The organism is Kineococcus esterisolvens, from assembly GCF_050871405.1.
Lineage (GTDB): Bacteria > Actinomycetota > Actinomycetes > Actinomycetales > Kineococcaceae > Kineococcus.
The window spans coordinates 1-12,706 of sequence record NZ_JBJLRI010000022.1 but is presented as its reverse complement, the minus strand read 5'-3'; the positions used below and the strand labels follow the sequence as shown (position 1 = coordinate 12,706).

Sequence of the window (12,706 nt, the reverse complement as noted above, 5' to 3'; positions counted from 1 at the left end):
GGCACGGCAGCAGCCTAGCCAGCCGGTCGGACCTCGCCGCGGGCGAGCTCGGCGACCCGGCCGACGACCGCGTCGAGCATCGGGGCGGTGAGCCGGCCGGTGGAGGTGTTCTGCTGGCTGACGTGGTAGCTGCCGACCAGGCGCACCGCACCCGCGGGCGAGCCCAGGTCGGTCTCGGCGCCGTGGCCGAAGGGCGGTCGCGGGCGCGCCACGGCCCAGCCGGCGCGGCGGGCGGCGGCCAGGCTCGCCGACCAGGCGAACGACCCCAGCGCCAGCACCACCCGCACGTGCGGGGTCAGTGCGGTCAGCTCCGCGTCCAACCAGCCCGCGCAGGTGTCCCGCTCGACGGTGCTCGGCCGGTTGTCCGGCGGGGCGCAGCGCACCGGCGCCACGATGCGGGTGCCGATCAGCTCCAGCCCGTCCGCGGCGTGCACGGACGAGGCCTGCGAGGCCAGGCCCGCCCGGTGCAGGGCCGCGATGATCCAGTCGCCGGAGCGGTCCCCGGTGAACATGCGCCCGGTGCGGTTGCCGCCGTGCGCGGCGGGCGCCAGCCCCACGACCAGCGCGCGCGGCTCGGCCACGCCCAGGCTGGGCACCGGACGCCCCCAGTACGGCTCGTCCCGGTAGGCGCGCCGCCGGGTGCGGGCGACCTCCTCGCGCCAGGCCACCAGCCGCGGGCAGGCGCGGCACACGCACGAGCGGGCCACGACCTCGCCGGCCCCGCCCGCGGCGGCGGCCAGCTCGCGCACCCGGCCGGCGTCGTGCGCCACAGGCGTGCCGGGGCCCGAGGGGTCACCGGGCCACCCCGCGCCCGGGGGCACCGGGGAGGCGAACGGCACCCCGGTGCCGGGGTGGGGCAGCTGCTCGGGGACGGGCGGGGGGCCGGGCACGGTCAGCGGGCGACGTCCACGGCGAGGTTGTCCAGCAGCTCGCCGTAGATGCGGTCCAGCCCGCGCGGGGCGAACGTGCGCTCGAAGAAGCCGCCGACCCCGTCGGCGCCCCGCCACTCGCTGGTCACCACGACCTCGGCGGCGTCCGGGCCGTCGGCCTCGACCCGCCAGGTCGTCACCAGGGAGGAGTTGCGGTCCTTCTCCACGAGCCCGTGCTTGTCCGTGGAGGTCACGTCGGCGAGCACGTCGCGCACCCGCTTCTTCGTGGCGTGCAGCTTCCAGCGCACCTGCGTACCGGGACCGTGCCCGCCGGCGAGCACCTCGTAGTCCGTGAACTGCTCGGGCAGCAGCCGGGGCCGGGTGCCGGTGTAGTCGGCGAGGGCGGCCAGGACCCGATCGGCGGGGGCTTCGATGCGCCGGGTGGTCGTCGCGCTGACGGTGCTCATCGCCTCAGCCTGCCAGCGGCGGCGCACCGGGCGCACGGCGAGCGCGCGAAGCCGGCGACCGGTGGTGCGTGCGGTGCGTCACACCCCGCGGCCGCCCGCGCCCGCGCGCTCGGCGGCGGAGAAGGCGGTGCCGTCGAGGATGTCGTGCTCGCTGGTGACGACCTCCTGCACGCCCGCCACGCCGGCGAGGCGCTCCAGCACGGTGCGCCACACCAGCGCCCCGGCGGCGATGACGTCCACGCGCCCGGGGTGCAGGAACGGCATGGCGGCGCGCTCGGCGCGCGGGGCGCGCAGCAGGCGGTCGCAGGCGGCCCGCACCCCGGCCACCGGCAGCCGGGCGCCGTGCAGCACGCCCGGTTCGTACGCGCGCAGGTCCAGGGCCGCGGCGGTGATCGTCGTGATGGTCCCGGCGACGCCCACCAGGGTGCGGGTGCGCGCCAGCGGGACCTGCCGCCCGACGGCGTCCAGGGCCGCGTCCACGTCCGCGCGGACGGCCGCCACCTCGTGCTCGGCGGGCGGGTCCGAGCGCACGTGCCGCTCGGTCAGCCGCACGGAGCCCACGTCCACGGACACCGCGGCCTCCGGCTCGCGCTCGCCGAGGACGAACTCGGTGGAACCGCCGCCCAGGTCGACGACGAGGAAGGGGGAACCGCCGGCGCCGAGGAGCTCGCGGGTGGCGCCCGTGAAGCTCAGCCGAGCCTCCTCGGCACCGCTGACCACCTCCGGGTCGACGCCGAGGCGCGCCCGCACGCCCGCGGCGAACTCCTCCCGGTTGGTGACGTCGCGGGAGGCGGAGGTGGCGACGAAGCGCACGGCGCCGGGGGCCACGCCGTGCCGGCGGCAGGCGGCGGCGGCCTCGTCCACGGCGGCGAAGGTGCGCACCAGCGCCTCGGGGGCGAAGGCCCCGGTGGCGTCCACGCCCTGCCCGAGCCGGACGACGCGCATGGTGCGCTCGACGTCGCGCAGGGTCCCGGCGGCGGTGTCGACGTCGGCGACGAGCAGGCGCAGCGAGTTCGTGCCGCAGTCGACGGCGGCGACGCGCTGGACGCTCACGCGCCCCCGCCCGTGCCGCCGCCCGTGTCGCCGCCCGTGTCGAGGTGGCCGTGCGGGCAGGTGGCGGGCCAGCCGCCCAGGGCCCGCAGCCGCTCCAGCGTCTCGTCGCCGAACGGGCTCACGCCCGGGCCCGCGGCCAGGGCGTGACCGGCCAGCGCGTGCAGGCACTTCACGCGGGTGGGCATGCCGCCGGCGGAGACCCCGGCGATCTCGGGCACGTCGGCGTCGCCGAGGGCGGCGCGGCGGCGCAGGTAGTCGCGGTGGGCGGCCGCGTGCGCGGCGGCCAGCTCCTCGTCGGCGGCGAGCCGCTCGTTCATCTCCCGCATGAGGCCGGAGGCCTCCAGGGTGCTGATCGCGGCGGCCGCGAACGGGTCGACGAGGTAGTACGTGGTGGGGAACGGCGTGCCGTCGGGCAGCCGGGGCGCGGTCTCGACGACCTCCGGGCGCCCGCAGGAGCAGCGGTGGGCGATGCCGACGACGCCGCGCGGCACGCGGCCCAGCAGCCGGGCGATGCCCTGGAGGTCCGCCTCGGTCGCGGGGTCGTGCGGGGTGGAGCTGCTCATCGTCCTGTTCCGGTGCCGGTGGCGGGCTGGTCGGTCAGCCCCGGGGAGGTGGCGTCCGCCGCGCCGGGCGTGGCCGCCACCCGCAGCGACTCCCAGATGTTCTCGTACCAGGCGGCCGAGGACTCCGCGACGGCCGCGGCGGCCTGCGCGGGGGCGACCGCGTCGGCGTCCTGCCCGCCGGCCACCACGTACGGCGTCTCACCGGGCAGCACGTACTGCAGGCGGCTGCGCGCCTGGGCCACGACGTACGCGTCGTCCTCCCAGCGCTCGACCTGCGCCTGCGCGGCGGCGAGGTCCTCGCGCTGCTGGCTGATCGTGGCCTCGAGGCGGCCGATCTCCGAGCGCTGCTCCAGCCACTTCTGCCAGCTGGGCAGCAGGAAGACGGCCAGCACCAGCACGAGCGCGCTGAGCACCAGCGCGCGCGGCCCTCGGGTGCGGCGGGCGGCCGCCGAGGCGGTGGCGCTGCTGCGCCCGCGCGCGGCGGCCGCCGGCCTGCTGGCCGGGCGGGCCGCTGCCGGGCGCTGGGTGCGGGAGGCGGCGCCGGGACCGCGCCCGGCGCCGGCGCTGCGCCCCGCAGCGCCCGCCGTGCGGCGGGTGCTGCGGGGCGCGGTGGGACGACGCGACGCCATGGGTCCAGCTTCTCCCGCGATCGGGCCTGCGGGCGTCAGGCGCGCCCGGTGGCGCGCGCGGCGCGCGGGAAGGCGGAGGCGCCGGCGTAGCGGCCGGCGTCGTCCAACTCCTCCTCGATGCGCAGCAGCTGGTTGTACTTCGCCACGCGCTCGGAGCGGGCCGGTGCACCGGTCTTGATCTGGCCCGAGCCCACCGCGACCGCGAGGTCGGCGATGGTGGTGTCCTCGGTCTCGCCGGAGCGGTGGCTCATCATCGTGGTGAAACCGTTGCGGTGCGCCAGGTCCACGGCGTCCAGGGTCTCGGTGAGCGAACCGATCTGGTTGACCTTCACCAGCATGGAGTTGCCGGCGGAGAGGTCGATGCCCTTGCGCAGGCGCTCGGGGTTGGTGACGAACAGGTCGTCGCCCACGAGCTGCACCTTGTCGCCGAGGGCGCTGGTGATGTGCTGCCAGCCGCTCCAGTCGTCCTCGCCGAGCGGGTCCTCGATGGACACCAGCGGGTACTCCGAGACCAGGCCCTCGTAGTAGCCGGTCATCCACTCCGCGGAGCGGTTCGAGCCCTCGAAGGCGTACCCGCCGTCGGCGACGAACTCGGTGGCCGCCACGTCCAGGGCCAGGGCGATGTCGGTGCCCAGGCTGAAGCCGGCCTTCTCGATCGCGGAGGCGATGAGGTCCAGCGCCTCCTTGTTGTTCGGCAGGTCGGGGGCGAAACCGCCCTCGTCGCCCAGGCCGGTGCTCAGGCCGCGCTGCTTGAGCACGGACTTCAGCGAGTGGTACGTCTCCGCACCCCAGCGCAGCGCCTCGCGGAAGGACGCCGCCCCCACGGGAGCGATCATGAACTCCTGGATGTCGACGCCGGTGTCCGCGTGCGCGCCGCCGTTGACGATGTTCATCATCGGCACCGGCAGCAGGTGGGCGTTGGGCCCGCCCAGGTAGCGGAACAGCGGCAGGTCCGCCGCGGCCGCGGCGGCCTTGGCGACCGCGAGGGAGACGCCCAGGACGGCGTTGGCGCCCAGGCGGCCCTTGTTGGGGGTGCCGTCCAGGTCGAGCATGACCTGGTCGACGATCCGCTGCTCGTGGGCGTCGTGGCCGACGAGCGCCGGCCCGATCTCCTCGATGACGGCTTCGACGGCCTGCTCGACGCCCTTGCCCAGGTAGCGGCCCTGGTCGCCGTCGCGGCGCTCGACGGCCTCGTGCGCACCGGTGGACGCGCCCGAGGGCACGGCCGCGCGGGCGAAGGTTCCGTCGTCGAGGAGCACCTCGACCTCGACGGTGGGGTTGCCCCGGGAGTCCAGGATCTCGCGAGCTCCGACGGCCTCGATGGTGGCCACGCGCACTCCTACTGCTCGGCTTGTGGGCTGTTCGGTCGTCCCGAGCCTAGTGGGTGCCACCGGGCTCACCCCGAGAGCGTCTGCCACCCCAGGCGGCCCGCCCCCAGCAGCCCGGACAGGCGCGGCAGCTGCGAGGGCACCAGGCGCACGTCGGCCAGATGCGGGTACACGGCCATCTCCGCGTACGCGGCCCGCAGCGGCGCCATGAGCACCTCCCCCGAGGCGGCGACCCCGCCGCCGACGACGACGTCGGTCAGGTCGAACAGCGCCGCCGCGGACAGGAACGCCGAGGCCAGCGCCCGGGTCCCGGCGGCGATCACCTCCACCGGCACGCGCTCACCCGCGGCGGCGTCGGCGGTCAGGACCTTCGCGTCGGCGCGCTCCCCGGCCCGCCAGCCGCGCGCCTGCGCCGCCCGCACCATCGCCGGGCCGGACGCGTAGGACTCCACCACGCCCAGCGCCCCGGAGCCGGGCAGCCGCTCGCCGTCGAGGACGACGCCGACGTGGCTGATGAACCCGGCGTTGCCGCTCTTGCCGGTGAGGATGCGCCCGTCGAGCACGACGCCGCCGCCGATGCCGGTGGAGACCACTACGCCCAGCACCGAGGGCGCGCCGGCGGCGGCGCCGGTCCACTGCTCGGCCGCGGCGAAGCACTGCCCGTCCTGCGCCAGGGCGGCGTGCGCCGGGCGGCCCAGGGCGCGCCCGGCGCGGGCGGCGACGGCCTCGGTGAGCGGGAAGCCCCGCAGGGAGGGGATGTTCACCGGGTGCACGGTCCCGGCGGTGGTGTCGACAGGACCGGCGGAGCCGATGCCGACGACGTCGGCCACCTCCACGCCCTCCGCACGCGCATCGGCGAGGACGGCGTCGACCAGGCCCTCCAGCGCCGCACCGACGGCGGCCGCGTCGGCGGGGTCGGTGGGCACCTCCCGCTCGCCGCGCACCTCGCCGGTGCTCGACACGAGCCCCGCGGCGAGCTTGGTGCCCCCGATGTCCAGGGCCAGCACGTGCGTCGTCGTCACGCCACGGACCCTACTGCTCCGGTCCGGCCCGCTCCGAGCGTTCGCGGGCGGTGCGCTCCAGGCGCCGGGTGGCGGTGCGCAGCGCCGCCTCGGGGTCGACGCCGGCCGCGTGCGCGGTGCGCACCAGGTCCAGCAACCGCTCCCCCACCGCCTCCTCGTCGAGGTCCTGCGGCGCGACGGCCTGCTCGGCCAGGCCGGCGCGCTGCAGGCGGCCGAGGACCTTGTCCGCACGGGCCAGGGCCGGCAGCTGCAGCGGGATGCCGTCCAGGACCCACGCGCGCGGCTTCTCGGTGGCCTTGATCGCGTCCCAGCGGGCCTGCAGGTCCTCCGCCGTGGCCTCGCCGTCGAAGACGTGCGGGTGCCGGCGCACGAGCTTGGCGACGATCGCCGCCGCGACGTCGTCGACGTCGAAGCCCTCGGCGGGGTCCTCGGCGGCCACGCGGGCGTGGAAGACCACCTGCAGCAGCAGGTCGCCGAGCTCGTCGCGCAGCTCCTCGGGGGTGCCGTTCTCCACCGCGTCGACGACCTCGTAGCTCTCCTCGACGAGGTGGCGCAGCAGCGAGGCGTGCGTCTGGCGCGCGTCCCACGGGCAGCCGCCCGGCGAGCGCAGGCGGTCCATGACGGCCACCAGCTCCAGCAGTCCGGTGCCGGTGGGTGCCGCGGGGTCCGTGCCCGGGGTGCTCACCGGGCACCCGCCGCCACGGCCGCCGGCTGCTCCAGCAGCACCGCGTTCACGAACTCGTGCGCCCACGCGAGCATCTCCGCGTCGCGCAGCGGCTTGCCGCCGATGCGCGCGGTCATCGGGGCGGGCACCAGCGCCACCGACAGCGCCGGCTTGAGGATCGTGCCGGGGTAGAGCCGCTTCAGGCGCAGCTCGCGCGACTCGGGCAGGTCGATCGGGGCGAAGCGCACCTGCTTGCCCTGCAGCGACACCTCGCGCAGGCCGACGCGGCGCGCGGCGATGCGGAACTTCGCCACCTCGAGCAGGTTCAGCACCGGCTGCGGCGGGGTGCCGTAGCGGTCGGTGAGCTCGGCGTGCAGCTCCACGAGGTCCTGCTCGGAGTCCGCGGCGGCCAGGCGCCGGTACGCCTCCAGGCGCAGCCGCTCGCTGGGCACGTAGTCGTGCGGCAGGTGCGCGTCGATCGGCAGTTCGATCTTCACCTCGGTGGGCTCGGGCTCGGCGTCGTCGTTCTCGGCGCCGGGCACCTGCCGGCGCACGTCGGCCACCGCGTCGGCGACCATGCGCATGTAGAGGTCGAAACCGACACCGGCGATGTGGCCGGACTGCTCCCCGCCCAGCATGTTGCCGGCACCGCGGATCTCCAGGTCCTTCATCGCCACGGCCATGCCGGAACCGAGGTCGGTGTGCTGGGCGATGGTGGCCAGGCGGTCGTGCGCGGTCTCGGTGAGCGGCTTCTCCGGCGGGAAGAGGAAGTAGGCGTAGGCCCGTTCCCGGCCGCGGCCCACGCGCCCGCGCAGCTGGTGCAGCTGCGACAGGCCCATCGCGTCGGCGCGCTCGACGATGAGGGTGTTGGCGTTGGAGATGTCCAGGCCGGTTTCGACGATCGTGGTGCAGACGAGGACGTCGAACTTCTTCTCCCAGAAGTCCACGACGACCTGCTCCAGGCGGTGCTCGCCCATCTGACCGTGCGCGGTGGCGATCCGCGCCTCGGGGACCAGCTCCTTGAGCCGGGCCGCGGTGCGCTCGATGGACTGCACCCGGTTGTGGATGTAGAAGACCTGCCCCTCGCGCAGCAGCTCGCGGCGGATCGCGGCGGCGATCTGCTTGTCCTCCTGCCCGCCCACGTACGTCAGCACGGGGTGGCGCTCCTCCGGCGGGGTGGCCAGCGTGGACATCTCGCGGATGCCGGTGACCGCCATCTCCAGGGTGCGCGGGATCGGGGTGGCGCTCATCGCCAGGACGTCCACGTTGGTGCGCAGCGTCTTCAGCGACTCCTTGTGCTCGACGCCGAAGCGCTGCTCCTCGTCGACGACCACGAGGCCGAGGTCCTTGAACTTGACCTCCCCGCTGAGCAGGCGGTGCGTGCCGATGACGACGTCGACGGAGCCGTCGGCCAGCCCCGCGATCGTCTCCTTCGCCTCCGCGCCGGGGGTGAAGCGCGACAGCGGCTTCACCGAGACGGGGAACTGCGCGTACCGCTCGGCGAACGTCTTGTAGTGCTGCTGCACGAGCAGCGTGGTGGGCACGAGCACCGCGACCTGCTTGCCGTCCTGCACGGCCTTGAACGCCGCGCGCAGCGCGATCTCCGTCTTGCCGTAGCCGACGTCGCCGCAGATGAGGCGGTCCATGGGGACCGGCTTCATCATGTCGCCCTTGACCTCGTCGATGCTGGCGAGCTGGTCGGGCGTCTCCACGTACGGGAAGGCGTCCTCCAGCTCGCGCTGCCACGGGGTGTCCGGGCCGAAGGCGTGGCCCTTGGTGGCCATGCGGGCGGAGTACAGCTTGATGAGGTCGCCGGCGATCTGCTTGACGGCCCTGCGCGCCTTGGACTTCGTCTTGGCCCAGTCCGAGCCGCCCATCTTCGACAGCGTCGGGGTCTCCCCACCGGTGTAGCGGGTGACCTGGTCGAGCGTGTCGGTGGGCACGAACAGCCGGTCGCCGGGCTGGCCGCGCTTGCTGGAGGCGTACTCCAGCACCAGGTACTCGCGGGTGGCGCCGCCGATCGTGCGCTGCACCATCTCGATGAACTTCCCGATGCCGTGCTGCTCGTGCACGACGAAGTCGCCGGGCTGCAGGCTCAGCGGGTCCACGGCGTTGCGCCGCCGGCGCGGGGCCATGCGGCGCATGTCCTTGGTGGACTGCCCGCCCACACCGGTGATGTCGGCCTCGGTGACCAGGGCGACCTTCAGCGCCTCGGCGACGAAGCCGTGCTCCACGCTCGCGGTGGTCACGGCGACCACCGACTCCACCGGCGGCTCGACGAGGTCGTCGACGAGGCGGGTGGGCACGTCCTCGCCGGAGAGCACCTCGACCAGCCGCTTGGCCGGTCCGTGCCCCTCGGTGGTCACGACGATGCGCCAGCCGGCGCCGGCGAGCTCGCGCAGGTCGGCGAGCGCCCTCTCCGTCTCGCCGCGGTAGCTGACGACGTCGCGCGCGCCGACCCGCAGGACGCGGGTGTCCTCGAGGTCGCGCAGGTCGTCGTCGGAGACGAGCGAGGTCACCGACCACCAGGGCCGCCCGGTGGACTCGGCGTGGGCGCGCACCTGAGCCAGCGTCCAGAAGGAGGAGGCGCCCAGGTCCACGGGGGCCTGGCCGCCGGCGGCGGCGTTCATCCACGCCGCGTCCAGGAACTCCGCGCCCGTGGCGACGAGGTCGTGGGCGCGGGCGCGGACCTTCTCCGGCTCGGCCAGCACCACGTGGGTGCCGGCGGGCAGGACGTCCAGCAGCGGTTCCATGCCGTCGACGAGGACGGGGGCGAGGGACTCCATGCCCTCCACCGCGATGCCCTCGGCGATCTTGGCGAGCACCTCGGCGGCCTCGGGGTGGGCCTCCACCAGCGCCGCGGCCCGCTGCCGCACGCCCTCGGTGAGCAGCAGCTCGCGGCACGGCGGTGCCCACACCCCGTCCGGCTCGACCTCCAGGCTGCGCTGGTCGGCCACGGAGAAGGAGCGGACCTCGTCGACCTCGTCGCCGAAGAACTCCACGCGCAGCGGGTGCGGGCGGGTGGGCGGGAAGACGTCGAGGATGCCGCCGCGCACGGCGAACTCCCCGCGGCGCTCGACCATGTCCACGCGCGCGTACGCCGCGCCCACCAGGGCCTCGACGGTGGCGTCCAGGCCGACCTCGTCGCCGGCGCGCAGCCGCACCGGCTCCAGGTCCGCCAGGCCCTTCACCAGGGGCTGCAGCACCGCGCGCACGGGGGCGACGACGACGCGCACCTCGCCGGTGCTCGCGTCGCGGTCGGAGGGGTGCGCCAGGCGGCGCAGCACGGCCAGGCGCTGGGCGACGGTGTCGCTGCGCGGGGACAGCCGCTCGTGCGGCAGCGTCTCCCACGCGGGGAACTCCGCGACGGCGTGCTGCGGCAGGTAGCAGCGCAGCCAGCTGGCCAGGTCCTCGCACTCGCGGCCGGTGGCGGTGACCACCAGCAGGGGGCGCTCGGCGGCCAGGGCCGCCAGGAGGGCGGGGCGCGCGCCGAGGGGCGCCACCACGTCGAGGGCCTGGCCGCCGCCCTCGCGCGCCGTCTCCACGGCCGCTCGGACGGCGGGTTCGGTGCGCAGGACGTCGAGCAGGCCGGTGAGGCTCACGAACACTCCGGGGGGGACGTGCGAGCGGGTGGCGGACCACCGCGAAGGACTGCCGCAAGCCTACGTCCGCCCTCCGACGCGGGCTGCGCGGACGAGGGGCGGAGCCGCCCGCGGGGCCCCGGGCCGTCGCTACCCTCTGCCTGGTGCCAGGTGCTGCTGACGACCCCACCGCTCCCGCCCCGCCGCCGCGCCGCCGGCCGCGCCCGGTGGTGGTGGTGCTCGCGGTGCTCGCCCTGCTGGTGCTGGCCTGGGTCGTCGCCGTGGCGGTCAGCGGCGTGCAGGCGGCCCGCGCCCTGCAGCGGGTGGCGGCCGCGGCGCCCGCGCTGGAGGGGGACCTGCGCGCCCAGCGCTTCGCGGAGGCGGTCCCCGCGGCCGAGGACGTGGCGGCCGACGCCGCCGCGGCCGCGCGGGCGACGGGGCAGCTGCCGTACCGCGCCGCCGAGCACGTGCCGTGGGTCGGCGACCAGCTGCGCGCGCTGAGCGGCGGGTCCCTGGCCGCCGCGGCGCTGACCGAGCCGCTGCCGCGGGCCCTGACCGCGGCCCAGGTCCTGCTCGGCGACGGGCTCGTGGCGCCGGACGGCACCGTGGACGTCGCCGCGCTGCAGCGGCTGAGCCCGGTCGTGACCGACTACGCCTCCCGCCTGGGCGTGGCCCGCGCCGCGCTCGCGCGGGCCCAGGGCCCCCGCGTGCTGGACGCCCTCGGCTCGCGCCTGGAGCCGGTGTCGCGCCGGCTGGACGAGGTCGCCGGCCCGCTGCGGGTGGCGGGCGCGCTGGCCCCGCAGCTGCCGGCGATGCTCGGCGCCGAGGGCGCGCGGACGTACCTGGTGGCCTTCACCAACCCGGCGGAGATCCGGCCGGTCCAGGGCCTGGTGGGTGCCTACGCCTACGTGTCCGTCGACGAGGGGCGCGTCTCCCTGGTGCGCACCGGCTCGAACGACGACCTGCAGGACGCCCGCTCGGACGTCGCGGTCAACGGGGGGGAGTTCCTGTCCCTGTACGGCCGCGACCCCGACGCCGCGCTCGTGCAGAACCTCACGGTGGGTGCGCAGGCCGACGACGCCGCGCGCCTGGCGGTCTCCCTGGTCGCCGACGCGGGCCTGCCCGCGCCCGACGCCGTCGTCCTCGTCGACCCGGTGGGCCTGAGCCTGCTCCTGGGTGCGGACCAGCCGCCGCTGCAGCTCGGGCCCTTCGGGGAGGTGGCGACCGCCGACCTGCCCGAGGTGCTGATGCGCGACGCGTACGTGCGCTACGAGGACGACAACGACGCCCGCGAGGCGTTCCTGGCCGCGGCGTCGGCCGCCGCGTTCGAGGCGGTGCTGCACGACGGGCTGTCCGCGGACGCGCTGAGCGGCGGCCGGGAAGCCGTCACCAGCGGCCACCTGGCCGTCTGGAGCTCGCGCCCCCAGGAGCAGGAGGCCCTCGTCGCCGCCGGCCTGGCGGGGGTGCTGGGCGACCCCGGCGCCGCACCGCCGACCGCCCACGTGGGGCTGACCAACGCCGCGCCGTCCAAGCTGGACTACTGGGTGCGGGCCGAGCTGGAGCTGACGCCCCCGTGCGCGGCGGGCGCGGGCGAGGCCACGGGCGCGCTCCAGCTGACGCTGACGAACACCGTCCCGGAGGAGGTCCCCTGGTACACGCGCAACCAGCGCCACCGCTCCGACCCGCTGCTCGGGCGGACGGCCCGGGACGTGGTGTCGCTGTGGGTACCGCCGCAGGTGGGCCTGGACGGCGCGAGCGTCGACGGCACGCCGGTGGCCACGGCGGTCGACACCGAGCACGGCTGGCGCCTGGTGCGGCTGACCGTGGACGTCCCCCCCGGCGAGCCCGTGGTGGTGCGCTGGCAGCTGCGGGGGCCCGCGGGGGCCCTGCCCGTCGCCGTCGACGCGCCCGCCACGGCCACGACCCCGGAGGTGCGCACCACCGCGTGCGCACCGTGACCAGCGGGGTGGGAGGGGCGGCGGGGACGGGCTGAGCAGGCAGGGACACGCACCGCGACCATCACCGATTCCGCTGGACTCCGGCCGGGCGTTCCGCCATCCTGGAGGGCGCCTCGTGCGTGATCACTCGCGGGGCCGGACATTTCCAGGGGGGGACCCAACCGTGCGCAAGAACACTGCTCGATCCGCCGCCGCCGGGGCGCTCGCCGCCACCGCGCTCGTCGGCCTCGCCGGCACCGCGACCGCCGCCACCGACTACGCGCCGTCGACGCCGACCCCGTCGATCACCACCGTGCCGCCCGCGAGCACCTCCAGCACCCCGACGCCGGCCGGCAGCAGCGACGCCGCGGTCGACAGCTCCTCCGACGAGCTGGCCTACACCGGCACCGACGCGCTGCCCTGGGCGGCCGCCGGCACCGTCCTGACCCTCGGTGGCGCCGCGCTCGTCGTGGCCTCGCGCCGCCGCCCGGGCCGTCAGCACTGACGCACCCGGCCCCTCGGCCGGTGCCGCCCCGTCGGACCCGGCAGTGATAGTGATGCAGCGCGGCCCCCTCGTCGGTGACGAGGGGGCC

At 76.3% G+C, this 12,706-nt stretch carries 11 protein-coding genes; 2 read left to right on the top strand and 9 right to left on the bottom strand.

Annotated features, from left to right (window positions below):
• Window positions 1–14 precede the first annotated feature (14 nt).
• The 9 genes from ACRYR8_RS09420 to mfd form a co-directional block, all read right to left on the bottom strand.
• Window positions 15–890, bottom strand: a complete 876-nt coding sequence (locus ACRYR8_RS09420) for a uracil-DNA glycosylase (RefSeq protein ID WP_432484208.1) — start codon at window positions 888–890, stop codon at window positions 15–17.
• 2 nt (window positions 891–892) lie between these two features.
• Entirely contained in the window at window positions 893–1,336 is a 444-nt protein-coding gene (locus ACRYR8_RS09415; RefSeq protein ID WP_432484206.1) for an SRPBCC family protein, read from the bottom strand.
• 78 nt (window positions 1,337–1,414) lie between these two features.
• On the bottom strand, window positions 1,415–2,389 hold the full coding sequence (locus tag ACRYR8_RS09410) for a Ppx/GppA phosphatase family protein (RefSeq protein WP_432484205.1): 975 nt from the start codon (window positions 2,387–2,389) through the stop codon (window positions 1,415–1,417).
• A complete protein-coding gene (locus ACRYR8_RS09405; RefSeq protein ID WP_432484204.1) occupies window positions 2,386–2,952 on the bottom strand; it encodes a DUF501 domain-containing protein in 567 nt (188 codons plus the stop codon). Before ACRYR8_RS09405 ends, ACRYR8_RS09410 begins: the two co-directional genes overlap by 4 nt.
• Window positions 2,949–3,581 (bottom strand): septum formation initiator family protein, encoded by a 633-nt coding sequence (locus ACRYR8_RS09400; RefSeq protein ID WP_432484203.1) that lies wholly within the window; start codon window positions 3,579–3,581, stop codon window positions 2,949–2,951. Before ACRYR8_RS09400 ends, ACRYR8_RS09405 begins: the two co-directional genes overlap by 4 nt.
• A 35-nt stretch (window positions 3,582–3,616) precedes the next feature.
• Window positions 3,617–4,912, bottom strand: coding sequence for a phosphopyruvate hydratase (gene eno / locus ACRYR8_RS09395; RefSeq protein WP_432484202.1), 1,296 nt, complete (start codon window positions 4,910–4,912; stop codon window positions 3,617–3,619).
• Between the two features lie 65 nt (window positions 4,913–4,977).
• The gene (locus tag ACRYR8_RS09390) at window positions 4,978–5,931 is read right to left on the bottom strand and encodes an ROK family protein (protein WP_432484201.1); all 954 of its coding nucleotides are present in this window, start codon (window positions 5,929–5,931) and stop codon (window positions 4,978–4,980) included.
• Between the two features lie 10 nt (window positions 5,932–5,941).
• Complete coding sequence (locus ACRYR8_RS09385) at window positions 5,942–6,616, bottom strand: nucleoside triphosphate pyrophosphohydrolase (RefSeq protein WP_432484200.1); 675 nt, start codon at window positions 6,614–6,616, stop codon at window positions 5,942–5,944.
• Window positions 6,613–10,197: a transcription-repair coupling factor gene (mfd, locus tag ACRYR8_RS09380; protein WP_432484199.1), complete on the bottom strand. Its 3,585-nt coding sequence runs from the start codon at window positions 10,195–10,197 to the stop codon at window positions 6,613–6,615. Before mfd ends, ACRYR8_RS09385 begins: the two co-directional genes overlap by 4 nt.
• Window positions 10,198–10,340: 143 nt before the next feature.
• On the opposite strand from mfd, the gene ACRYR8_RS09375 reads away from it, so the two are divergent.
• Together ACRYR8_RS09375 and ACRYR8_RS09370 are read left to right on the top strand one after the other, a co-directional pair.
• Window positions 10,341–12,134, top strand: coding sequence for a DUF4012 domain-containing protein (locus tag ACRYR8_RS09375; protein WP_432484198.1), 1,794 nt, complete (start codon window positions 10,341–10,343; stop codon window positions 12,132–12,134).
• Window positions 12,135–12,297: 163 nt separating this feature from the next.
• Window positions 12,298–12,618: an LAVTG motif-containing sortase-dependent surface protein gene (locus ACRYR8_RS09370; RefSeq protein ID WP_432484197.1), complete on the top strand. Its 321-nt coding sequence runs from the start codon at window positions 12,298–12,300 to the stop codon at window positions 12,616–12,618.
• The last annotated feature ends 88 nt before the right edge of the window (window positions 12,619–12,706 follow it).